Origin of the sequence: Pigmentiphaga soli, from assembly GCF_039541095.1 — a bacterium.
GTDB classification, from domain to species: domain Bacteria; phylum Pseudomonadota; class Gammaproteobacteria; order Burkholderiales; family Burkholderiaceae_B; genus Pigmentiphaga; species Pigmentiphaga soli.
Map to the genome: position 1 here is coordinate 159,679 of NZ_BAABFO010000004.1, position 22,546 is coordinate 182,224.

Annotated in this window: 18 protein-coding genes and 2 pseudogenes; 6 read left to right on the forward strand and 14 right to left on the reverse strand. The window is 61.9% G+C overall.

Annotated features, from left to right (window positions below; translation table 11 throughout):
• The first annotated feature begins 4 nt into the window (after window positions 1-4).
• Both traD and ABD927_RS05725 read left to right on the forward strand, forming a co-directional pair.
• Entirely contained in the window at window positions 5-2,164 is a 2,160-nt protein-coding gene (traD, locus tag ABD927_RS05720) for a type IV conjugative transfer system coupling protein TraD (protein WP_345247228.1), read from the forward strand.
• Entirely contained in the window at window positions 2,161-2,910 is a 750-nt protein-coding gene (locus ABD927_RS05725; protein ID WP_345247230.1) for a TIGR03747 family integrating conjugative element membrane protein, read from the forward strand. The genes traD and ABD927_RS05725 overlap by 4 nt, the downstream gene beginning before the upstream one ends.
• A 630-nt stretch (window positions 2,911-3,540) precedes the next feature.
• Here the strand turns inward: ABD927_RS05725 and ABD927_RS05730 are convergent.
• The 8 genes and pseudogenes from ABD927_RS05730 to ABD927_RS05765 all read right to left on the reverse strand — a co-directional run.
• Complete coding sequence (locus ABD927_RS05730; RefSeq protein WP_017677045.1) at window positions 3,541-3,783, reverse strand: DUF2274 domain-containing protein; 243 nt, start codon at window positions 3,781-3,783, stop codon at window positions 3,541-3,543.
• Window positions 3,780-5,057 carry a TraB/TrbI/VirB10 family type IV secretion system protein gene (locus ABD927_RS05735; RefSeq protein WP_345247233.1) on the reverse strand — a complete coding sequence of 426 codons (1,278 nt, stop codon included), beginning with the start codon at window positions 5,055-5,057 and terminating at the stop codon, window positions 3,780-3,782. The genes ABD927_RS05730 and ABD927_RS05735 overlap by 4 nt, the downstream gene beginning before the upstream one ends.
• A gap of 2 nt (window positions 5,058-5,059) precedes the next feature.
• Window positions 5,060-6,052: pseudogene (gene trbG, locus ABD927_RS05740) on the reverse strand (P-type conjugative transfer protein TrbG).
• A complete protein-coding gene (gene trbF, locus ABD927_RS05745) occupies window positions 6,049-6,753 on the reverse strand; it encodes a conjugal transfer protein TrbF (RefSeq protein ID WP_086071342.1) in 705 nt (234 codons plus the stop codon). The pseudogene trbG and the gene trbF overlap by 4 nt, the downstream one beginning before the upstream one ends.
• Window positions 6,754-6,765: 12 nt before the next feature.
• The gene (trbL, locus tag ABD927_RS05750; RefSeq protein WP_086071341.1) at window positions 6,766-8,151 is read right to left on the reverse strand and encodes a P-type conjugative transfer protein TrbL; all 1,386 of its coding nucleotides are present in this window, start codon (window positions 8,149-8,151) and stop codon (window positions 6,766-6,768) included.
• A complete protein-coding gene (locus ABD927_RS05755) occupies window positions 8,148-8,468 on the reverse strand; it encodes an EexN family lipoprotein (RefSeq protein WP_086071340.1) in 321 nt (106 codons plus the stop codon). The genes trbL and ABD927_RS05755 overlap by 4 nt, the downstream gene beginning before the upstream one ends.
• A 12-nt stretch (window positions 8,469-8,480) precedes the next feature.
• Complete coding sequence (gene trbJ, locus ABD927_RS05760) at window positions 8,481-9,206, reverse strand: P-type conjugative transfer protein TrbJ (protein WP_023087421.1); 726 nt, start codon at window positions 9,204-9,206, stop codon at window positions 8,481-8,483.
• Window positions 9,203-9,763, reverse strand: a pseudogene (locus ABD927_RS05765) (TraG/VirB4 family ATPase); the annotation flags it as partial. The pseudogene ABD927_RS05765 and the gene trbJ, both read right to left, overlap by 4 nt.
• 49 nt (window positions 9,764-9,812) lie before the next feature.
• Here ABD927_RS05765 and ABD927_RS05770 point away from each other — a divergent pair.
• From ABD927_RS05770 to ABD927_RS05785, 4 genes are all read left to right on the forward strand, one after another.
• Window positions 9,813-10,127, forward strand: a complete 315-nt coding sequence (locus ABD927_RS05770) for a DUF1153 domain-containing protein (protein ID WP_032955731.1) — start codon at window positions 9,813-9,815, stop codon at window positions 10,125-10,127.
• Window positions 10,124-10,945, forward strand: a complete 822-nt coding sequence (locus tag ABD927_RS05775) for an IS3 family transposase (RefSeq protein ID WP_043224117.1) — start codon at window positions 10,124-10,126, stop codon at window positions 10,943-10,945. The genes ABD927_RS05770 and ABD927_RS05775 overlap by 4 nt, the downstream gene beginning before the upstream one ends.
• A gap of 372 nt (window positions 10,946-11,317) precedes the next feature.
• On the forward strand, window positions 11,318-12,226 hold the full coding sequence (locus tag ABD927_RS05780; RefSeq protein WP_086071338.1) for a LysR family transcriptional regulator: 909 nt from the start codon (window positions 11,318-11,320) through the stop codon (window positions 12,224-12,226).
• A 153-nt stretch (window positions 12,227-12,379) separates the two neighbouring features.
• A complete protein-coding gene (locus ABD927_RS05785; RefSeq protein ID WP_086071337.1) occupies window positions 12,380-13,156 on the forward strand; it encodes a class I SAM-dependent methyltransferase in 777 nt (258 codons plus the stop codon).
• Between the two features lie 73 nt (window positions 13,157-13,229).
• Here ABD927_RS05785 and ABD927_RS05790 read toward each other — a convergent pair whose 3' ends face one another.
• The 6 genes from ABD927_RS05790 to ABD927_RS05815 form a co-directional block, all read right to left on the reverse strand.
• A complete protein-coding gene (locus ABD927_RS05790) occupies window positions 13,230-13,991 on the reverse strand; it encodes an ATP-binding protein (protein WP_345247256.1) in 762 nt (253 codons plus the stop codon).
• 35 nt (window positions 13,992-14,026) lie between these two features.
• Window positions 14,027-16,762, reverse strand: a complete 2,736-nt coding sequence (locus ABD927_RS05795; RefSeq protein WP_345247258.1) for a DEAD/DEAH box helicase — start codon at window positions 16,760-16,762, stop codon at window positions 14,027-14,029.
• On the reverse strand, window positions 16,762-18,492 hold the full coding sequence (locus ABD927_RS05800; RefSeq protein WP_345247260.1) for a site-specific DNA-methyltransferase: 1,731 nt from the start codon (window positions 18,490-18,492) through the stop codon (window positions 16,762-16,764). The genes ABD927_RS05795 and ABD927_RS05800 overlap by 1 nt, the downstream gene beginning before the upstream one ends.
• 17 nt (window positions 18,493-18,509) lie before the next feature.
• A complete protein-coding gene (locus ABD927_RS05805) occupies window positions 18,510-19,448 on the reverse strand; it encodes a DUF4868 domain-containing protein (RefSeq protein WP_032958255.1) in 939 nt (312 codons plus the stop codon).
• A complete protein-coding gene (locus tag ABD927_RS05810; protein ID WP_345247262.1) occupies window positions 19,445-20,044 on the reverse strand; it encodes a hypothetical protein in 600 nt (199 codons plus the stop codon). Before ABD927_RS05810 ends, ABD927_RS05805 begins: the two co-directional genes overlap by 4 nt.
• Before the next feature lie 129 nt (window positions 20,045-20,173).
• Window positions 20,174-22,531, reverse strand: coding sequence for a S8 family peptidase (locus tag ABD927_RS05815; RefSeq protein ID WP_080375567.1), 2,358 nt, complete (start codon window positions 22,529-22,531; stop codon window positions 20,174-20,176).
• Window positions 22,532-22,546 lie beyond the last annotated feature (15 nt).

Sequence of the window (22,546 nt, forward strand, 5' to 3'; positions counted from 1 at the left end):
CCCGATGGCCCAGCCGCACGCCGTCGAAGTCCTGCTGCGGCCAGCGGTGGAGCTATACACCGTTGCCGTATGCGCAGGCGCCGCGGTGGTGTGCGTGGTGGCACCGTGGTCGCTCGCGTTGAATCCGGTACTCGGCCTCGGCAGCGCGCTGGCCTTCCTGGCCTTCGGCGCGATTCGCCTGCGCGACGCCTGGGCCATCCTGCGGTACCGCCGCCACATCCGTCGTCTACCTCGCTACGTGATGACGAGCCGCGACGTGCCGGTGAGCCAGTACCGCCTGTTCGTTGGGCGTGGCTTCCGCTGGGAACAACGACACACCCATCGGCTGACGCAGACCTACAAGCCCGAGTTCCGGCGCTACGCCGAACCGACGACGTTCTACCGCCTGGCGCGCCGCTTGGAGGAGCGGCTGGAGTTCGCGCCGCCGCCGCTGCCCAGGCTGGCGCGGGCATTGGCCTGGGACAGCCCGCTCAACCCGGTCCGGCCGCTGCCGCCAGTGGGTGGCATGCCGCGCCTGCATGGCATCGAGCCGCACGAGACCGACGTCACCCTGCCGCTGGGCGAGCGCGTCGGCCACACCCTGGTGCTCGGTACCACGCGCGTGGGCAAGACGCGCCTGGCCGAACTGTTCATCACGCAGGACATCCGCCGCAAGGTCCATGGCGAGCACGAGGTGGTGATCGTCTTCGATCCCAAGGGCGATGCCGACCTGCTCAAGCGCATGTATGTCGAGGCCAGGCGCGCCGGACGCGAGGGCGAAATGTACGTGTTCCACTTGGGCTGGCCCGACATCTCGGCACGCTACAACGCCGTGGGCCGGTTCGGGCGCATCTCGGAGGTCGCCACGCGCGTTGCGGGGCAGCTTTCCGGCGAGGGCAACAGCGCCGCGTTTCGCGAGTTCGCCTGGCGCTTCGTCAACATCATCGCGCGCGCCCTGGTGGAACTGGGGCAGCGGCCAGACTACCTGCTGATCCAGCGGCACGTCGTCAACATCGACGCGCTCTTCATCGAGTACGCCCAGCACTTCTTTGCCCGAACCGAGCCCAAGGCCTGGGAGGTGATCGTCCAGCTCGAAGGACGCCTCAACGACAAGACCATCCCGCGCCACATGGTCGGGCGAGAGAAGCGGGTGGTGGCACTGGAGCAGTACCTGTCGCAGACGCGAACCTATGACGCGGTGCTCGACGGCCTGCGCTCCGCGGTGCGCTACGACCGCACTTACTTCGACAAAATCGTCGCTTCGCTGTTGCCGCTGCTGGAGAAGCTCACCACCGGCAAGATCGCGCAACTGCTCGCACCGAACTATTCCGACCTGTCCGACCCGCGGCCGATCTTCGACTGGATGCAGGTGATCCGCAAACGCGCGGTGGTCTACGTGGGGCTGGATGCGCTGTCCGACGCCGAAGTGGCGGCGGCGGTGGGCAACTCGATGTTCAGCGATCTGGTCTCGGTGGCCGGCCACATCTACAAGTTCGGCATCGACGACGGGCTGCCCGGCGCTGCGGCGGGCGCCAAGATTCCGATCAACGTCCACGCCGACGAATTCAATGAACTCATGGGCGACGAGTTCATCCCGATGGTCAACAAGGGCGGCGGTGCCGGCGTACAGGTGACGGCCTACACGCAGACCTTGAGCGACATCGAGGCGCGCATCGGCAACCGTGCCAAGGCCGGCCAGGTGGTCGGCAACTTCAACAACCTGTTCATGCTGCGCGTGCGCGAGACCGCCACCGCCGAACTGCTGACGCGACAACTGCCCAAGGTCGAGGTGTACGCCACGGCACTGATGAGCGGCGCCACCGACAGCTCCGACCCGCACGGCAATACCGCATTCACGTCCAACACCCAGGACCGCATCAGCACGTCGAGCGTGCCGCTCATCGAGCCTGCGCACGTGGTCGGCCTGCCCAAGGGGCAGTGCTTCGCCCTCATCGAAGGCGGTAACCTGTGGAAGGTCCGCATGCCGTTGCCGGCGCCCGATCCGGACGAAGCCATGCCTCGGGACCTGCAACAACTGGCCGGCTACATGCGCCAGCACTACGCAGAGGCGGGCGAATGGTGGGAGGGCAACGGGCAGCCCCCGTTGCACGACGACGACGCGTTGCCAGCGAATCTGGCCGAGGAAGTGCAAGAAGGCACGCTGGATGAAGAGGCGCCATCGTGAAAGAGCCCGCCGCGACCGCCGAGCGACAGCAGGCACGCCAACGCGGCTTGGTCGCCAGCGTGGTCACGCTGCCATGGCTCCTGTTCGGCGTGCTGGTCGCCTCGCTGCTGCTGTCCATCGTCATCGAATGCGTCGGCATGCACCTGTTCTGGCCAGACCAGGGCTGGCGCCACGCGCAGGGCATGCTCGACTACGAACTGAACCAGCTCTCCACCCATTTCACCCGGAGCGCCGTTGTGCAGGAGCCGGGACGCACCGCGCGCTGGCTGGTGAAGGGCACCTACGAGTGGGTTTTCGTGAAGACGGGCTTGCTGGACTGGATGCGCGACGCCTCGGCGCGGGCCAGCGCACCCAGCCGAGGCGCGCACCGGGACGTCCGCTATTACCTCGCCCAGGTCTATGTCTGGACCGAGCGCTATCTGATTGCTGCCGGCTTCACCGTTCTGACGTTCATCGTCCGCCTGCTGGTCTTGGTGCTGACACTGCCCCTGTTCCTGCTCGCGACCTTCGTCGGCCTGGTCGACGGACTCGTTCGCCGCGACATCCGCAAGTTCGGCGCCGGGCGGGAATCGGGCTTCGTCTACCACCGGGCGAAGGCGGCCTTGATGCCGCTGGCGGTGTTGCCGTGGGTGACCTACCTGGCGTTGCCGGTTTCCTTGCACCCATTGGTGATCCTGCTCCCGAGCGCGGCGATGCTCGGGGTTGCAACCAATATTGCGGCCAGTAGTTTCAAGAAGTACCTGTGATCTGTGCGCCGCTACGATGGAATATGCTTCGTCGAGTTCATCGAGACATGGGGATCAGTTTGAACATGTCTCCGCTGTACGTAGCAGCCACTCAATCTGCCGCCGCGCGGTGGAGATGACCTGACTTAAAATCTGTTTTGTCAAGTCCTTCCTGCTAGAACTGCCGAGCCAGAAGGTCAATAGTGACAACGGTTTGCGGGCATCCGAGCTGTAGCTTTGCAGCTAGGCTTGACGGCCAGGGGCCAGCTAGGCGCCAGTAGATGGAGGTAGGTGTTTTCAGTGTGTTGAGCACTACGCCCGAGTGGTGAAATCGGTAGACACAAGGGACTTGAACAATTTGAGCCTTCGGGGGGAAACGCCCGAAGTGAAGCCCGTCAAAGTCGGCGAACGCCCTGGATGCTTTTGCATCCGAGCCAACGCCGAGCCAAGCCCAAGCTACAGCTTGGGAAGGTGTAGAGAGCAGACGGCGGGCACCTACGGCCGCAAGGCTATGGTGAAGGCGTGCTCCAGACCACGAACGCCCTGCGTTGAGCAGGGCGGCGGCGAAAGTCGAAGTGGTAAGAAAATCCCTCGCCGAAAGGCGTGCCGGTTCGATTCCGGCCTCGGGCACCAATCCAAAGCCGCCCCTGTTCACGCAGGGGCGGCTTTTCCGTTCTTGGGCTGTGTGCGCTTGAATCCCCGATCCCCCACCATGAACGCCTCCAGCATGTGCGGGATCAGCGTCACGGCATCGACCGCCTCGCCATACGCCTGCGCGTGCAGCGCGGCGTAGCGGTCGAGGTCGGCTTTCAAGCTGGCCGGGCAGGCAAAGGTCAGTTTGACGCTTTCGGTCTTGGGCAGCGGCCCGAGCCGCAGCTTCTTGGTAGTGCTCATTGCGAAGCTCCCCGATTGAAGAACAGCGGCTGGTACGGCCGCAGCACCAGATCCCGGTTGACGATGATTCGCACGGGCAGGCCAGGCCGCTCGGTCAGCGTCGGCTGGATGTTCATGTTGCGTCGGGTGATCTCCTGGCCGACCTGATTGATGCTGTCCTGGGCGCTGTCACGCCCGGCAATGACGATGCGGTTGCCGTCCTGGCGGTTCTCTGGCGCGGCCAGCTCTGCGCCGACGCCCAGCAGCGTCGTCAGCACCGCACCGGCAAAGATGCGGTTCCAGTGCCAGTCCACGTCATCCTCCAAGCCCGCGTAGCCGGCCGGGTCGGTGCCGACAAGGTTGTCGAGCGTCAGCGAGGACGTGTCGGGCAGGATGATCCGGTTCCACACCACCTGCACGCGGCTCTGTCCGTAGCTGACCTGGCTGTTGTAGCGCCCGAGGATGCGCGACCCCTGCGGAATCAGCAGGAACTTGCCGGTGGCTGTGTCATAGACCGGCTCCGTCACAGTGCCGATCACGTCGCCCGGCAAGTCCGACTTGATGCCTGTCACCAGCGCACCGGCGATCACCGTTCCGGCCATCACCTGATACGGCGACGCGGGCAGCGCCAGATTGCCGGAATTGCGGGTTTCCGTAGAACCGGCTTTCAGGAACGACTCTTTCTGGTCTTGCCGGTTCTGCACGGCGGTCGGGTCGGCGGGCTGGGCCGCCGTCGAGGCAGGCCCAGCAGCGAGCGGATCGAAGGCCGCAAGCGTACTTGCAGCCCCCGGCGCTGCCTGCGCGACCGTGGCGGCGGTCTGCCCTTGGCCGCCCGAGCGGAAGAACACCGACGAGGCCGCCGCCGCGTCCGCCTCCTTGCGCAAGGCATCTTCGGGATCATGGCCTGGCGGCGAATAGCCCGGCGTCACCTGCTGCTGCGAAGCGACGATGGCCGGGCCAAGGTCGCCGGGCAACGGCGGCCCCAGCTCGGGCACATCGGGCGGTAAGGCTGGTGGCAGCTTCGAGTAGTCCGTCGGCAGCGCATCCAGCCCTTCGGACTTCGAGACGCGATCGACGTTGTAAAGCTCGGTTTGCTCGCCCGTACCGCGCCGCTGCGGTTGCAGCGACCAGATCGTGGCCCCAAGGACGGCGACCGACAGGCCGCCGACGAGGATGGCAAGCGTGCGCCGGTTCAGGCGAGTGACCGGACGCGGCTGGGCGCGCAGCGCCACCGCTTCCGGCACGACCTTGCCTGCCTGCGGCGTGGCGAGGTCGGGGGTGTCGTCCTGGCTCATGGTCAGTTCCTCCGCGCAACGCCGTCCGTGCGCTCAATTCGCACCACGTCGCCCTTGTCCCCGCCCAGGCGCAGTTCGGCGGCACCGAACAGCCGATCCACGATGTAGTACGGCGAGCGGAAGCGGTAGTTGACCAGTTGCCCGTCGCCTTCCGGCCCGATCACGAACAGCGGCGGCAGCTCGCCTTGCGCGATGCCGGCGGGGAACTGGATATAGACCTTCTACCCGTCGTCGAAGGCGCGCAGCGGCTTCCACGGCGGGTTGCTACCGCTGACCGCGTAGCGGAAGCGCAGGTTTTCCAGCGACAAGCCGGAGTCCACCGGCGCGGCGGCGCTGGCCGCCTGCGCCTGGCGCTGTAAGGCCAGCATCCGGTCACGCGGATACTCCCAAGAAGCCGACGCCATCCACGTCTTTTCCGTCGAAGCCAACTCCAGCAGGTACGTCCTGCGGTTGGTGGTGATGACGAGATTGGTCTTGAGGCCCGAGCGGATCGGCTTGACCAGCACATTGACGCGCAGATCAGCACCGCTGCCGCTCGACGTATCGCCCACGATCCAGCGCACGGTATCACCAGCGGCCACCGTCACCAGCTCCTCGCCCGGCTGGAGCGAAATCACGGTCACGCGGCCCACGGCCGCATAGACCTGATAGAGCGCGCCATCGGTGAATGGCCACACCTGAATTGCGTTGACGTAGCCCTCGCGCGCGGGCGCGACGCGGGCCTCTGCATTGGCGCGCGAGACGCGCACCTTCTCGTCGGCTGGCTCCGGCGTGGGCTTGGCGTCCTCGGCTTCGGGCAATGGCTTCAACTGCGCCGGCATCGGCAGCACCTCGGGCACCGCCACCACCTCCACCGGCGCGGGTGGCTCGGGTAGCGGCTGGGCCTGCACCGGCTCATCGAGCGAGATGGTCGGCGGTGGCTTGCCCTGCGTGGCGCAGCCCGCCAGGGCAAGCAAGATCACCGGCAAGGCGGATTTACGGAAAAGATCATTCATGGCTTGGCTCCTTCGGAAGAATCCAGTTCGCGGCTCCACGACAGGCCGTTGACGTAGATGCCCAGGGGGTTCTTGCGCAGGCGTTCTTCGGTGCGCGGCGGCTGGAGCACGATGGACACCACGGCCGTCCACCTCTCCAGGCCCGCCGCGGCGCCGCTGACGTAGCGGCGCTCCGTCCAGCGCACGTTGAAAGACGTGTCGCTGGCGCGCACGACACTGGTGATCTGCACCGTCACCGACTCCTTGCCGATGCGCGCGAACGGGTCGTTGACCCGTGCATAGTCGTTGAGCACGGCCGCGCCCTTGTCGGTCGTGTAGTCGTAGGCGTCGAGCCAGTTCTGGCGGACGACGATGGGGTCGATGGACAGCGAGCGCACCAGCGTCACGAAGCGCGCGATGTGGTGCGCGGTCTGCGCATCGTTGGGCCGATACGGCGTGGCGGCTTCGCCCACGGCGCGCACCTGGCCCGCGTTGTCCACCTCCACGACGTAGGGCGTCACGAAGGACTGCGCCGAGCGCCACACCAGGCCGCCGGCCATCAGCAGCGCGAGCGTCAGGCAGCCGAACGCCATCAAGCGCCAGTTCTTCGCCTGCACGCGCGGCGAACCGATACGGTCGTCCCACACCTGGCCGGCAGCTTGGTACGGCGTGGCAGGCTGCGGCGTGTCGGCGTAGCGCACCTGCGGTTTCTTGAATCGCATGGTCAGTTCTCCTTATGAATCTGAATCGCGCAGGCTCGGCCCCTGGCCGGAGCCGCCGCCATCGCCACCGCGCAGTGCGTGGGCGGTGGTGGTCGCGGCGTGGGTGAGTTGCTGGCGGCGATGCAGGCGCTTGGCCCAAGCGGGCTGTTCCTGTGTCTGCGCCGTAGCGGCGCCGGATGCGGCCTCGCCTGCGGCACCCTGACCGGATGCCGCACCCGCGCCGCCATCGGCAGCAGCGCCATTCCAGCCAGCGCGGAAGGGAGCGGCCATGCGTTGCCCGGCAGCGGAAGCGCGGGATGCAGCGCCTCGCCCGGCTGCCTGCGCGCCGGTCTTGGCGACGTTGCCCAAGCCCGCCATCGCGCCCTTTGCGCCGCCGCCAGCGGCGGCGGAACCGGCCTGGAACGCTGACTTCGCACTGCTGGCCGCCGACGTGGCGGCGCGCGCGCCGCTACCGGCCAGCTTTGCGGCAGCCGGGGCCATGCGCGCGCCAGCCGCCACGGCGCCACCCACGCCCGTCGCGGCGGCGCCGATGGCGACGGCCGTGCCGGCAGCGCCGACAGCAGCACCGGCCATTGCGCCCGCGCCGAGCTGCGGCGCACCGGACACGAGGCCCGTGGCGATGCCGGGGCCGAAGATCCCGAGCGCCAGCAAGGTGAGCGAGGCCAGCATGATGACCAGCGCGTGGTCGATAGACGGCTCGGCGGGATGGACTTGGAACTGAGCGAACAAGCCCGAGCCGATACCGACGATCACGGCCAGCACCAGAACCTTGACGCCGGAGGCCACCACGTTGCCCAAGACCTTTTCGGCGAGGAACGCGGTCTTGTTCCAGAGCGCGAATGGCACCAGCACGAATCCGGCGAGCGTGGTCAGCTTGAACTCGATCAGCGTGATGAACAGTTGGATCGCCAGCACGAAGAAGCACAAGACCACGACCCGCCACGCGAGGAACATCACCACGATGGGGTCGAGGTTCACGAACACTTCGGGAAAGCCCGCCATCTCGCCGATCTGCTCCAGAATCGGCGCCCCGGCGTCGATGCCGGTTTTCGCCAGCCGGCCCGGCTGCAAGAAGTTCTCCATCGTGATGGCCGAGCCGGTTGCGGTGATGCCCAATCCCGCAAACGAGCGGAACACGATGCTGGCCAGCCAGTTGAAGTTATTGATGATGTAGGCGAAGGCACCGACGTAGAGCACCTTGCGCAGCAGCTTGGCGATCACGTCCTCGCCCTGGCCGGTGGCATGGCTCATGGCCCAATACAGGCCGGCGATCGTCATGTCGATGACGATCAGCGTGGCCGTGAGGAACGCCACCTCGCCCCGCAGCAGCCCGAAACCCGAGTCGATATAAGCGGCAAAGGTGTTGAGGAATTGGTCGATGATGGTCACGTCATTCATGGCGTGTCCTCCGGTTCGGCGGGAACGGCCGGCGCCATGCCATCGGCCGGTTCCTCGAAGCTCGGCGGGATCGGCGGCAGGTCGGCCAGCGTCTGGTATTCATCCGGCCCGGCCTGGCCGGAGAAGAAGCGCCGCCGGAAGGCTTCGGCGGCGGCACGGCAAGCGTCCTCGCCCGTGGCCTGCCGGTCGGCCGCGCATTGCGCGCGCAATGCCTTCAGCCGCACGGGATCGGCGGCCAGGGCATCGACATGGTGGTCGGCCGGCTGCTCGCCGCAAGCGGCCAGCAGCACGACACCAAGGGCGAGGACGCATCGCATGGCGGCCTCCCGTCAGTTGCCGTAGAAATCCACGCGCTGCGGCGTGTACTGCGTGCCATCGCCCAGGAAACGTCGCCGCACCTCGCGGGCGCGCTCGGTGGCCGCCGCCTGCCGCGCCAGTTCCAGCGAGGCCGCACGATCCTGCGTGATCTGGAGCCGTTGCGACTGGATCGACTGCTTGGCCTGCAATGCCAGCAACTGGTTCATGGCCTGCATGGCTTGCAACGCACCTTGAGCCGACTGGCTCTTGCCCACGAGATCGGCCAGCACGCTTTCGTCTTCGCCCAGGTTCTGCGACACCTGGGCCTGCATCTGCATCGTGGTCTGCAAGCCGTTGAGGGTGTTCTTCCAACGCTCCTGCGCGTCGCGGTACATCTGGTCGCCGCTCACCGTGGCGGCGTACTGCTCGGGATACAGGCGCGCGAACTCCCGATCCAGATTCGTCACGTCGTAGGCCAAGCCGCGAGCCTGGGCGATCAGCCGCTCGGTCGTCGCCAGATTGGCGCGCAACTGGCCGACCACGCTGGACGGCAGACTGGCGAGGTTGCGCGCCTGGTTCATCAGCATCTGCGCTTCGTTCTGAAGCTGCTGGATCTGGTTGTTGATCTGCTCCAGCGTGCGGATTGCAGTCAGCGTGTTCTGCACGAGGTTCGTGGGGTCGATCACCACCCATTGCGCATGGGCGGTGGCAGTGCAAAGCATGGCCGCGATGGCGGCGGCGATAAGGCGCTTTTTCATGACAGGTTCTCCAGGGGTTGGTCAGCGAGGGAGCCCGGCGCGAGGCCGGGGAACGAGGGCAGCAGGTCGACCGCCCAATCGAGGCCGCGATGGCGCAGCCAGGCGCCCGCGAAGCCGGGCACGCCGGCGTCCAGCAGCACGCGGTCTATGTCGCGCTGGTCTTGCGGCGTGGAAGCGCCCGCAAACGCCAGAGCCGCCGGCCCCAGGTCGAGGTCGAACAGGCGGTTGCCGAGGCGGGATTGGTAGTAGTAGTCGCGCTTGGGCTGCGCGGTGGCGACGATTTCGATCTGCCGCTTGTTGAGGCCGAAGCCCTCGTAGATCGTGCGAATCTGCGGTTCGGTCGCCTGCGGGTTGGGCAAGAAAATCCGACTCGCGCAGCTCTCGATGATCGCGGGCGCGATGCTCGAATCCTTGATGTCGGCGAGGCTCTGCGTGGCGAAGATGACGCTGACGTTCTTCTTGCGCAGCGTCTTGAGCCACTGGCGGATACGCGCGGCAAACGCCGGGTCATCGAGGAACAGCCAGGCTTCATCGAGGATCAGCAGCGTGGGCGCACCTGTATTGACCCAGTGAAAACCTGCTCACGTCATAATCGAGGAAATGACGATGAGCACGAAGATGGAAGAAGACATCAAACGCTGGACAGCCAAGCGCAAAAGCGCGCTGGTGCTGGACATCATCCAAGGCAAGACGACAGTGGCCGAGGCGAGCCGCCAATACGACCTGTCACCATCGGAAGTCGAGCAGTGGGTCGATGACGGCAAGCGGGGTATGGAGAACGCCCTGCGAGCCAACCCGCAGGATGTGCGTGAGCAGTACGAGCGCCAGCTTAAAGACCTGCAAGAGGCGTACGGCGAAGCGATGCTGGAGCTGCGCGCCAGAAAAAAATTGCAGTCCCTGCTGGGCGAGGACGAGAAGTGATCGAGACGATCCGCCAGGGACTGCAAGCCGACGGTATCACCGTCTCGATCGCCAAGCTGTGTCGCTGGTTCGGTGTGCCGCGCCGCACGGTGTACTACAAGCCGGTGAAGTCCGCGCCCAAGGTCGATCCCAAGTTCGCCGTGCCGATCAAGGCAATGATCGAGGAATCGCCGTCGTTTGGGTACCGGACGGTGGCGCATCTGCTGGGGTTCAACAAGAACACCGTGCAACGCGTGTTCCAGTTGATGGGCTGGCAGGTTCGTAAGCGGCCGATCGGGTTCAGGCCCCGGATCCAGGCCCTGCCATCGGTGGCAACGATGCCGAACGAGCGCTGGTCCACGGATATGTGCCGGGTGTGGGCTGGCCGGGACGGTTGGGCAACGCTGGCGCTGGTGATCGACTGCCATACGCGCGAACTCTTAGGCTGGCACCTATCTCGCAGCGGCAAGGCCTGCACCGCGGGCAGCGCCCTGGAACATGCCTTGATTGCCCGCTTCGGGACGTTGGGTCGCGTGCCGATGCCGTTCCTGTTGCGCTCGGATAATGGGCTGGTGTTCACGTCGCGCAGCTACACCGCACTGGTACGCGGCTATGGATTGCGCCAGGAGTTCATCACGCCGCATTGCCCTCAGCAAAACGGTATGGTCGAGCGCGTGATCCGCACGCTCAAAGAGCAGTGTGTACATCGGCATCGCTTCGAGACGATCCAGCATGCCAGCCGCGTGATCGGCGACTGGATACGCTTTTACAACGACCGACGACCGCACCAGGCGCTCGGCATGAAGACCCCGGCTGAGGCATTTGCATTAGCCGCTTAACCTGAGCAGGTTCTGCTGGGTCATTACATAGCTGCGGTGAGCAGCGTTTTAACCAAAACACGATGCATGAGATTACCTTACCAAGTGATTTAGGAAGGCGTCTGATTACTTTCAAACTCTTCTTGGTATGGTGAACCTCGATTATTAAATCTCAGTGAAAGATGAAGATTTAATTGCGAGCGGTATGTTAAATACTTGTGGCAAAGTTAATCCCTGAAGTCTAATTTCTTCCACGTTTTATGCAGGTGACGAAATACTTTCGGTCATCTCAACATCGGTCAATTTGACAGGGATGGTAGGGGTAGACGCAGGAAATGTAAAATATATAATTAGTACCTGATTGATATTTTTTTCATCCTAGGAGTCAGCCCTATGGAGTTGAGGCATCTCAGGTACTTCGTCGTCGTCGCGGAAGAAGAGCACATGACGCGGGCCGCCCATCGCTTGGGCATCCAGCAGCCGCCCTTGAGTCAGCAGATTCGGGATCTGGAGGCAGAGTTGGAGGTGCAGTTGTTCGACCGCGCTCCCCGGCGTATCCGGCTCAACGCCGCAGGCGAGGTGTTCCTCGTGGAAGCAAGACGGCTGTTGGCTCAAGCGGATGAAGCCGTGCTGCATGTTCGGAAAAGCGCCCGAGGCGAACTAGGGCGCATCGCCGTCGGCTACACCAGTTCCGCCGCAATGCATGAAGACGTGCCCGCACTGCTCAGGGCCTTCGGGACGCGCTATCCACTGATTGAGATGAGCGTGCAGGAAAACAACACGCGCACGCTGCTGGATGCGGTTCAGGCACAACAACTCGACGCCGCGTTCGTGCGTTCCAACGTCGAGCGCTATCCTTCGTTGCGCTCGATTTTGCTCAGCGAAGAGCCCATGGTTGCGGCTCTTCCAGTCGACCATCCGCTGGCTAAAACCACAGACCCGATTGGCCTGGATCAACTGCGCGACCAGCCCTTCGTTCTTTATCGCCAGGCGGATGGCCCCGGTGTGCAAGACCGGTTGCTTGCTGCGTGCCGATCCGCCGGATTTGCACCGCAAGTGGCGGAGGACGTTCCTCGTCTACTGTCCGCAGTCACCTTGGTTGCCGCCGGTAGAGGCATATCAGTGCTCCCGCAGACCTTGAGATGTGTTCTGACGCGGAATGTGGTCTATCGCCCTCTGACGGGTGACCATGCGTTCACGACACCGCTCACACTGGCCTACCGAGAGACACCAACGGACTCGCCGTTGGGGCGGTTCGCCAGTCTAGCCGATGAGCGAAGGCATCGCTGGGCCAGTTCATAGCTTGCTGCATTCCGGATACGACTTCAGGCCCGGATCATGGGTGAAGCCGAATTGAAACTTACAAAGTTTCAAATCGGTATTTTTAATATATTTTACATATCCAAAGTATCTTCGTAAGATGGCATGGTCAATTCATAGAAAGGGTTCTTTATCATGACCATCGACTTTCATTCTGAGAAAAACAGATATACGTACGCCAGCAGAGAGGCTCACGACGGTTGGGCGAAAGCCATCCTTGATGTTGTCGATCCGCGAGGTGCTCGTATTGCGGACGTGGGTTGCGGCGGAGGCATTTACTCGAATGCCTGGGCTGACTTAGGAGTAGCTGCCGTGGTCGGCGTCGATTTCTCGGAGCAAATGGTTATTGCCGCCAGGGAAAATGCGCAGGAGCGTCCCAATGTGTCATTTCAACAAGGATCGGCGGAAAACACGGGACTGTCTTCGGAGAATTTCGACGTCGTGTTCGAACGTGCATTGATTCATCATCTTCAGGATTTCGACGATTGCTTTGCCGAGGCTTACCGCCTGCTCGTCGCTGGCGGCAAGTTGATCATTCAGGATCGGACGCCTGAAGATGTGCAAATACCTGGCTCATCGGAGCACATTCGAGGGTATTTTTTTGAGCTTTTCCCCAGGCTCACCGAGTTTGAAACCAAGCGCAGACCGAAAGATGAGCGCGTGCATGACGCTTTGTTAAAAGCAGGATTCTCGAATATTGAGTCCAAGAATCTTTGGGAAACTCGTAAAGTTTATGATCGTTTTGATTTGCTCGCCCAAGATCTGCGCGGCCGGACGGGTCGTTCCATTCTTCATGAACTGGACGACGGCGAAATTGAGCAGCTTATTGAGCATATCGGCAATCAAATTGACAAGTCTCAGGCCATTTTTGAAAAAGATCGCTGGACTTTGTGGGTCGCGAAGAAAGTTTAGCAGGCAGCATTGCTTTTCGTTTGTGTGGTGCTGCCGAGACCTGATTGATATGCGGTAGCTGCGGGTTGAATGGTCAGCGCGAGGACGGGTTGCCATCCACACGCAAAGTGATACCTGGCTGACGCAACCCGGACTTGCCGTCGCTGATAGAGAAACGCAGCTTTACCTTGCCGGCACCTGGGAGTTCCTCTTCCTGCTCCGAGTAGCTACCGGATACATCATCGACGTCGAGCCGCTTGCCGTCGATCGTGATGGCAAAGTCATCCTGTCGCCCGTATTCCTGCAAAAGGATCTGGCGCAGCCGATTGGCATCCGGATAAGCCAGGCCCTGATGCAGATCGCTCAGCGTAATGGTCGTGCCATGCAGTTCCGGCCCACAAGGATCGCTCTGCAGGCCAATATTCAACTGTTCAATGTCTTCGACTTGGGATAGATCGTCCAGCCGCAAGGTGATACGGCACAACCGACCACGGGCCCGGGTTTCAAGCGTCATCACCGCTGCGGCCATGAGCCCGGCGAACTTGCCGATGCCCTTACGCCCCTTGACCAAACGATTCTTTCCGGCCGTACGCTCCCCGCGTCGCGAGCGCCGATCAGATGCGATCGACAGATAGTGGCGGCGCAGTTCTTCCTCGGTCATGCCAGTGCCGTCGTCCTGGATGACGAGAGGGTCTCCACTCAGAGGCTTCGGGAGGAGGATCGTTACCTGCTCCGCGTCGGCATCCCATGCGTTGTCCACGAGTTCCTTCAACGCTCGCTCGGACGAGGGATATTCCTGACTCAACAATGTGGCGAGGCGGGAATCTACCTGGAAGCGCAGATGAGCACGACTCATATCGGAATCTCCGTGGGTGAGCGACGGTAGCTGGACTACGTCTTGACCTCGTAGCGTAGGTAATCCGCGAGCCGTTTCGACTCGTTGATATCGTCGTGGGGCACCAGCAGGTACTTCCAGGGCTTGGTGCCTACGCTCGCCGCGTGATCGGACGCGTGCTTGCACCAACGCATGGCGGCAGCGGCTTTGGCCTGAACTTCATGCGTGTTGATGTCGGCGCGCGCCTTGGTCTCCACCATGAAGATGGTCGCGTCCGTCTCGGCCACAAAGTCGGGGATGTACTCCGGCTGCTCGGTGCCAAGCTTGTAGTAGATCTGGAACTGCCCCTTCGCAGGCTTGAACCACTTCGTCGCGTCGCGCTCCAGGATGATGGCGAAGCGCCGCTCGGTGTCCGAATCGAACTTCTGCAGCGGATACAAGCAGCGCGCGAATCCGCCGAACAGCATCTGCTTGATGCGGCTCGTCTCGGTCACGGTCTCCCGGAAGTGGTGGGCCGTCTGGCTTGCCGTGGCGGTGTAGTTGCAAGGCTTGAGTTCGGTGAAGCCGCGACTGACCTGCACCTCGTACTCCGTCGCCTCTTCCCAGAAGTGGGCCATCATCTGCGCGTGGATTTCGCGCGCGATCAGGCGGCGGTCACGATCGAGGACGCTGATGGCTTCGTCCTCGGACAGGTAGCCGCGCAGGTGTTGCACCATCTGGCCCGCGAGGTCGTAGAGCAGATCGGCGTGGGTGAAGTAGTCGATGTCGTCGAAGTCCACCAGCGCGTGAACGATGTAGTCCTCCGGGCGCAGCTCCTTGAGCCCAACTTCGGCGGCCAGGGTATCCTGCTCGTTGGTGCGCAGGTTATGGATGACGATCTCGCGCTCACCCGGCTGGAGATGGAGCTGGCTCACATCCAGCTTGAAGGCGTGGAAGCCGGTCGTGACCTCGCCAGTCGGCACCACTGCGATGCGCGGGATGTCGATGGTCTGCTGCACCACGATCTCGGTGGTCTTTGCCACCACGGCGGACAAGTCAAGTGCGGGGACTGATTCATCCACGCCCGCGAGCAATTCGCCTTGCAGCGGCTTCAACCGCTCCGCCACCTCCGCGAGGATTTCCTTCTGCACTTCTGGTTTCAGCAGCGCGCTGCTGGTGGGCACTAGATCGCGCTTGACCTCGTACTTGCCGATGACGTCCATGACCACGCGCGCGGCCTGCTTCTCCGCCTCCGTGGTGAACACCGGTTTGGGCACGGGGACTTCCGCTCCACTGTCAGTGGCTGAAGCCCCTGTGACCACGACCGGTGCTTCCGTCAAACCGAGACGCGCCGCTGCCCCGGACTCAACCTGCACGCTGACCTTCTTGTCGTCGGCGCTCGGCGCATCGAGGATGACCTGCTTCAGGCGAATCGGCGAGTCGCCGCGGTTGGCCTCGTCGATGATCTCCTGGAACTTGTCGTGCGCGACGATGTTCAAGCGATCCACCGACGCGACACCCGTGCGCTTGCCGTAGGGCAGTCGCAGGCCGCGCCCGATGGACTGCTCGATCAGCGTGCGGGCATTAGCCGCGCGCAGCGGAACGATCGTATAGAGATTGGTCACGTCCCAGCCTTCCTTGAGCATGTTGACGTGAATCACGATCTCGGTCGGCTCGTCCACGCTCTCCACGGCAAGCAGGCGCGTGATCATCTCTTCTTCTTCCGCGCCGGTGCGGCTGGAATCGACCTGGATCACCTTGCCCTGGTAGCGCCCCTCGTAGAAGGCTTCTGACTCCAGAAGCGCCAAGAGTTGCCCCGCGTGCGTGGTATCGCGCGCGATGACGAGCATGAAAGGCTTGACCGGCTTGACGCCGTTCTCGCGGGCGTAGGTGAGCAGCTCAACCTTGGTGGTCTCGTGCAGGCGCACGCCGTCTTCCAGCTTCGTCTTCTCGATCTCCTCGGGCGTGTGCGCCTTGGCGTCGAAGTTGCGCTGGGTGACCACGGCAGGCTCCTTGACGAAGCCATCCTCCATCGCCCGCGCCAGCGGGTAGTCCATCACCACGTTCTTGAACGGCACCGGCCCTTTGCTGGACTCCACGAATGGCGTCGCCGTCACCTCCAGGCCAAACAGCGGTTTCAGCTCATTGATGGCACGCACACCCGCGCTGGCGCGGTAACGATGCGATTCGTCCATCAGCAGCACAAGGTCTGGCAGATTTGCCAGATGGTTGAAGTAGCTGTCGCCCAGCACTTCCTTCATCCGCTTGATGCGCGGCTCCTTGCCGCCGCGCACCTCGGAGTTGATTTTGGAGATGTTGAAGATATTGATGCGCACGTCGTGGGCGAAGCCCTGTGGTTGATCATCCACCGCCGCGCCGGTCTTGTCGTAGTTGTCACCGGTGATGATCAGCGGCGGTTGCTGCGCGAACTCGGCAATCCCCTTGAACACGTACTTCGGCGTGTTGCGCGTAAAGTCCGTGATGAGTTTGTTGTAGATCGTCAGGTTCGGCGCGAGCACGAAGAAGTTGTTGATGCCGTGGGCCAGATGCAGGTAGGCGATGAAGGCTCCCATCAGGCGCGTCTTGCCCACGCCCGTAGCCAGCGCAAAGCACAGTGACGGAAATTCGCGCTCGAAATCTTCAAGCGTACTGAACTCGGCCTTCAGCGTGGAAAGAATCGCCGGGACATCTCGCTCGTGGCTCAAAAGTTCAGGCGCGGCATCGAGCGCGCGAACCAGTTTGATGAGCGAATCCGCCTGGGGCGGCCGAAGGGACAGACGACCGGTGACGGCGTGCAGGACGCGGTTGTTCATTATTCGTTCTCCCCAAACAGACCGCCCTGATTCAAATTCGCAGCAGCCACTTTTCTGTTCTTGGACTTCTTGTTGTCGGCCTCGGCGGCTGCCGCAGGTTCCTCCGGATCGGGTTTGGCCATCGGAAGATTTGCCACGTTGAAACTGTAGTCGTCATGGCCCCATTCGCAGCGGGCCAGCACCATCTTCGGAATCTTCTTCAGCGTCAGGTTCGGCCAACGTTCCGCCGCCTTCGCCGCCGTCACGCCCCGGAAAGCGGAGCAGCACACCAGCAGGCTCTGGTCGGAACCCACTTCGTCAGAAAGTGCCTGCAACTGCTCGGAGGACAGGTTCTGCGTGGTGACGTAGATGAAGTCCCGCTCGCTGGAGTGGCCGTGCTGCCACCAGTGCGTTTCCGAAGGCGCATAGGTAAAGCCCTCCAGCTTGGCCAGCGCCTCGGCCAGCATCGCCGCGTTGTATTCTGGATTGATGACCGGGTTGCCCCAGCGGTCATTGACGATCAGGCTGGGCGCGAGGCGGTAATAGCGGAAACCGCCGCCGCCTTTCCAGCCGACAGATTCCGTGATGCCGCCCTTGTCCTCGCCGTCGATGACTTTCTTCAGCCGCGGGATGATGTGGGTGTGGCAGTGCTCGCCCAGTTCCACCATGATCCAGCGGCGGCTCATTTTGTGAGCGACAGCGCCGGTAGTGCCAGAGCCGGCAAACGAATCCAGGACCAAATCACCTCGGTTTGTGGCTAGGTCAAGTACGCGCTTCAATAGAGCCTCAGGCTTCGGTGTGTCGAACTGGCTTAGCTGATCTATCAGTGCTTTAACTTCGGCCTTTGACGTCCTGTTGCTTCCAACCTCTTTGTGAGTCCAGATGGTCTCCGGAGGGCGCTGTTTCCCTTCCTCTGCATAAATCTTGTAATAAGGATTCCATCCATTCTTGGACTTAACCCATTCAAGCTTGTCGGCATCTCGCTGTACGCGCTCTTGGCTCCACCGCCACCGACCATCGACCCCATCTTGACGCTTCGGATACACGGCGGTTCCATCCGGCGCTGTAATAGAGAAATACAGCGTTGGGCGGGCCTCCCTAGTGTCATCGCCGCTGCCCATTGCGCGAAGTGGCTTGGTATAGTACCGGCGTCCATCGGGGTCAGTCTTGTTGTAGTGCTTTGTTGCATCATCGGTGTCATCCGGAAGTCGAGCTAATTTCAGCGCGTCAATGGATTTGGCATAAACCAAGACATAGTCGTGGCGAGAAGAGAAATGTCGCGAGTCCATCTTCGGACTATCTGATTTCTCCCAGATCACCGAGGCTACAAAGTTTGGTCGTCCGAATATCTCGTCGCAGAGCACCTTGAGGTAGTGAGCCTCGTTGTCGTCGATGGTGATCCATAGCGAACCGTCGTCCGCCAGCAAGCGCCGTATGATCTCCAACCGGTCGCGCATCAATCCCAGCCAAATGGAATGCTCCAGCCCGTCGTCATAATGGGTGAACGCGCTGCCCGTGTTGTAGGGCGGGTCGATGAACACGCACTTCACCTTTCCGGAAAACTCCTGCTCCAGCGCCTTCAGCGCCAGCAGGTTGTCACCAAAGATCAGCCGATTGTCGAAGATGTCGTTGTCCGTCACGCGATGCTTCGCGTGATATGACTTTTCCGGATCTTCCAGCAGGATGCGCGGCTCCAGCTTGGGCCGCTTCTCCTTGCCGATCCAAGTCAGTTCAAGTTTTTGCTTGCTCATTTCAATGATATTCCAGCCTATTTCACAGGTGCCTTGGCGGCCGCGTCGAAAATTTCGTTGTTGATCGGCGAGCGCAGGCGGTCGTTGTTGAGCAGCTTCAACAACACGTCGATCGTTTCCGCCTCGACCACGACTTGCCCATCCTCGACTTTCAGCTCCCAGCCTTCTTCCTTGCTGACTTCAATCATGCGCTGGATATAGTCGGGCTGTTGGTAGTAACCGGCCTTGAGGATCGATGCCATCTTGCGCAAGTGGTGCAGGTTGTCGCCCACGTGCTTCTGAATGAGGTCGACATTCTTGAAACGGCCACTCTCATTGAAGTTCTGGATGACCTCGGCAGCCTTGGCCTTCATGCCCTCGCGGAAGTTCATGGAAATTTCGAACTCCTTCTTGTTGGCAATGAAGATCATGCCGCCATGCACGAAGAAGTCGAAGCGCGGATCGATCAGAAAGACTTCCTTGTCTTCTACGTCCACCAATTTGTGTTCGACAAAGAACGTCGCCTGGCGCGATTGAACTTTCTTTGGCTGGGTGAGTGTGCTGATCTTGCGCCAGGCGTAGAGTCGATCATTGCCGTGTTCAAGCTGGACGACATACGCCCACGAATTGAGCAGGTCTTGGTATTCCTTGGCGATGGCATTGTCAAAGCCAGCGTTTATCGCCACTTCGACTTTGGGGAAATCGGTGGCGTCTGCCGTAATCGTGAACAGCGTGTCATCACCATCGGCATTATTGAAATCGTATTCGGCCAAGTGAAAGTCCTTGCCCTGCAACTGATTGACTACATAGCCCTTCAACCGCTTCTGGAGCTTGGCATCGGTGTTGACGCGCAGTACTGAGTAATGTGCCGCGTGATTTGCCATGTAGCGCTTGACAAGCCAGAAAGTGACCACCCATTTTTTTAGATCGATCGCTTTGATCGCCTTCAAGGTGGCCTTGTGCGCCTTGTTGCTCATTTTTCTGTGCCCTTTTTATCCATATTGGCGTTGTCTTTGACGGCCACATACAGATAGTGCGACATCCGCTCCATGCGGCAAGTGTCACCCACGGCCAGCGGTTGCCGTGTCACGACCATCGCCTGAATTTCCTTGTCACCGCGTTTGAAGGTGCAATCGATCAGCATGTAACCCGCAAGAGCGAGAATCGGGTTCACGAAAACCGTCTGGGTGCGGTAGGCCATGATGAAAAGAATGGCTAGAAAAAGGGCGAGGCTCACAATGACCTGCCAGTCTCCCAGGTCCACCTTCATGAACGAAAGCATGTAGGGGATGGTGTAGCCGAACATGTCGCCCGATTTGTTGGACGCCTTGGTGACCGTCACCGTCAGCCCGCCATCGATTTCTCTGACGGAACGAAGCACAGCCAAACTGCTGAACACTGCGATCAGCAACAGGATGCCGCTGAATACCGGATTCTGGGGAAGCAGACCGGGGCTGGTTGCATCGTAATCCTTGATGATCAGAATCAGCATAAGGGGCGAATAGGCGCTCAGAAAGAGCACCAGCGATGCCCATGGACGAAGCCGAAGTGACGGGTCGCGGGTGTTATCCATGATGACGCACCTGCTTCCCCGGATAGCCCAATGATTGGGATCTGAAATTTTGGTGCGAGCGCAAAGGCACAAATCGCTTGGCCTGCACCGTCTCCAGAATGGTCATGTACTGAGGTTCGAGCGCAGCCATCAGCCCCTCCCGCCAATCCGAGCACGCGCACGTGCCTGGGCACGGGCTTGCAGCGCCGCCCGCACTTGGGCATAGAGCTGAGCGTTGGCCTGCTCCCGATCCGCCAGTACCACGGCGACGGCATAGGGCTCGTCCCCATCGCGCCCATCGGACCAAGGACTATCTTGTCGGGTCACTACGACGAACACCTTGTGACCGTTGGCCAGCGCCTGTTTGAAGCGCCATCGAGAGACCTGCAACGTGCCGTTCTTGCGGGTGTCGTTGGGCAGCCAGCGGCCATTGCTGTGCTCCCCCATACCTTCTTCCCGGTTGCGCTGGAAGGCACGAGTCACGTCATCCAGGCTGTCGGCTACCACGAGGTTGAACCAGAGTTTCGTGCGGCGATAGTCCAGGCGGGTCGTGCGTACCTCGGGGCTGTAGGCCAACGCCACCGTAATTTCGCGCGTACGGCGCCCGTTGGCCCAGAAGCTGTCCGGCACAGGCAGTTCGAAGAAGTGGTGCTGGTCGTTTCCGACGCGCTCTTCGGCCAGCAGGGTGACGGTGTGATCAAGCGAGCGGAACAGCGCCGCATCGTCCACGCGCCCATACCCGACGAGGCGCAGGAGTTTGTCGCGGCCTTCAGCATTGTTGCCGGGGTTCAACAGCGCTTCGCAGGCTTGCGGCCAGCGGGCATGGGCGCCGATCAGTGCGCGCAGCAGGCTGGGCGAAGCGTCGGGCACTTCGGCCAGTAGCCGCGCGGCTTTGTGGGCCACCAGCGGCGCGGCATAGCTGGTGCCGATGTCCTCCTTGAACGCGAATCCGTGGGTGGCAAATCCGCCGTTGAGCGACACGACACCCAGCCCCGTATGGCGAGGGCGGCCGCCTGTAAGCATCAGGGCGATGTTCCCCGCATGTTCCACCACATCCGGCTTGATGGCGCCGTTGATGGATGGCCCGCGTCGCGTCAACGGGAAGGGCTGGTTCGCCCGCGCCAGGATGTGATCTTCAATGGTGTTGGGATGGTTTTGCGCGTCGCGCGTGGCCTCGAACAGGCTGATACCGCCGACCGTGAGGGCGTTGAGCGCCGTGGCCGGGTCCAGCAGCCGGGCGTGCTCCTCGAACAAATAGTGGGGGTATTGCCCACGGGCATCTTGGGGGAGCTGGTTGAGCTGCAAGTTGCCCGCCGGCACCACGAACAACACGCCCAGCTCGCGCGTAAGACGATCCAGGGTATAGGCCAACCCGCGGACATGCCGACCGTCGTACACCTTATTCAGGTCGCCATAGCTGAGATTGAACACCTTGCAACCGTACTGCCCGTGCAGGTCGCGCACGGCTTCCTCGACCGCCTTCTCGACAAACTCGGTCTGATCCTGTCCGTCGTGTTCGAATACTTTGCCGGAGAACAAGCGGAGCTGCGGGACGAATTGGCGCTGCTGGATGGCGTTATGGACATCGCCGTACAACGCAAGCCCACCGACGAAGGTGCCATGCCACGGCTCGGCATCATTGGCGCTGCGATGAGGCTTCAGATAACCTTGAGCATCGCCGGCCGCTGCGGCAAGCAGAGGGTGGCCCGAGGTCAAGCCGGAGTCGAGAACAGCAATCGCAGGCGCATCGGCAGGCGGTGGATCAACTACCGGAAACTGGTTGATGTCTGTCATCAACAGCTGAACGGAAACGCCCAGCCGAGGTGGAAGATCCACCGTGCGGACGTCCCGATGGCGCAAAAGCTGATCTGCTTGATTCTGATCGCAGCGCACGCGCAGCTTTACCAAGGATGGCAGCTTGAGCTCGTCCAACTTCTTGATGCCGAGTTCCTGCAACAGGTCTACGAAGGCACGGACCATGGCCTGGCGCTTGTCCTGTCGCTCCTGGGGCCATAGTTCGACATCGAGCGTGAATGGCGTTTCTTCGGGGAAGCCCTGTTCACGGAGAGCGTTGCCAGTGCGATCTTCCGGTGTCCAGTGATCGAAGTCCTCGATGGCATACAGCAGATCCTTACGTGTAACGTTACCGTCACGCGCCAACGTTGCCAAACGCCGTTCGAATTCGTCCAAACCTTCATCAGTGGCGAAGGCCAAAACAACAGTTTTTTCTTCCTGGCTGACGATTTCCACACCGGGAATAGCCTGGAAAGAGTCCGGAGGTAGGCTTTCTCCATGACGCAGCTGAATCTTTATCAGCTTGCGATCATCGTAGCCGCCAATGTCGGCCTGATCCGGGTCAGTGATACGCCCCCTTGCAGCCTGGAATTTTGTGCCAAGCGCCGCGCCGTAAGCACGTGGGTCTTGTGGTGTAAAACCGCCCCCGCCCCTCCGCGGGTGGCGAAGATTGATCGGTTCTTCACGATCTAGACGCAGGTGCTCATAGGCCATCTTCTCCCCTCCATG

Bases quoted from the DNA above. Each gene is read 5' to 3' on its own strand.
- ABD927_RS05815 (WP_080375567.1), bottom strand. From the start codon at position 22,531: ATGGCCTATGAGCACCTGCGTCTAGATCGTGAAGAACCGATCAATCTT.
- trbL (WP_086071341.1), bottom strand. From the start codon at position 8,151: ATGAATGACGTGACCATCATCGACCAATTCCTCAACACCTTTGCCGCT.
- ABD927_RS05785 (WP_086071337.1), top strand. From the start codon at position 12,380: ATGACCATCGACTTTCATTCTGAGAAAAACAGATATACGTACGCCAGC.
- ABD927_RS05730 (WP_017677045.1), bottom strand. From the start codon at position 3,783: ATGAGCACTACCAAGAAGCTGCGGCTCGGGCCGCTGCCCAAGACCGAA.
- ABD927_RS05790 (WP_345247256.1), bottom strand. From the start codon at position 13,991: ATGAGTCGTGCTCATCTGCGCTTCCAGGTAGATTCCCGCCTCGCCACA.
- trbF (WP_086071342.1), bottom strand. From the start codon at position 6,753: ATGCGATTCAAGAAACCGCAGGTGCGCTACGCCGACACGCCGCAGCCT.
- ABD927_RS05810 (WP_345247262.1), bottom strand. From the start codon at position 20,044: ATGGATAACACCCGCGACCCGTCACTTCGGCTTCGTCCATGGGCATCG.
- trbJ (WP_023087421.1), bottom strand. From the start codon at position 9,206: ATGAAAAAGCGCCTTATCGCCGCCGCCATCGCGGCCATGCTTTGCACT.
- ABD927_RS05780 (WP_086071338.1), top strand. From the start codon at position 11,318: ATGGAGTTGAGGCATCTCAGGTACTTCGTCGTCGTCGCGGAAGAAGAG.
- traD (WP_345247228.1), top strand. From the start codon at position 5: ATGGCCCAGCCGCACGCCGTCGAAGTCCTGCTGCGGCCAGCGGTGGAG.
- ABD927_RS05735 (WP_345247233.1), bottom strand. From the start codon at position 5,057: ATGAGCCAGGACGACACCCCCGACCTCGCCACGCCGCAGGCAGGCAAG.
- ABD927_RS05755 (WP_086071340.1), bottom strand. From the start codon at position 8,468: ATGCGATGCGTCCTCGCCCTTGGTGTCGTGCTGCTGGCCGCTTGCGGC.
- ABD927_RS05800 (WP_345247260.1), bottom strand. From the start codon at position 18,492: ATGAGCAAGCAAAAACTTGAACTGACTTGGATCGGCAAGGAGAAGCGG.
- ABD927_RS05805 (WP_032958255.1), bottom strand. From the start codon at position 19,448: ATGAGCAACAAGGCGCACAAGGCCACCTTGAAGGCGATCAAAGCGATC.
- ABD927_RS05770 (WP_032955731.1), top strand. From the start codon at position 9,813: ATGAGCACGAAGATGGAAGAAGACATCAAACGCTGGACAGCCAAGCGC.
- ABD927_RS05795 (WP_345247258.1), bottom strand. From the start codon at position 16,762: ATGAACAACCGCGTCCTGCACGCCGTCACCGGTCGTCTGTCCCTTCGG.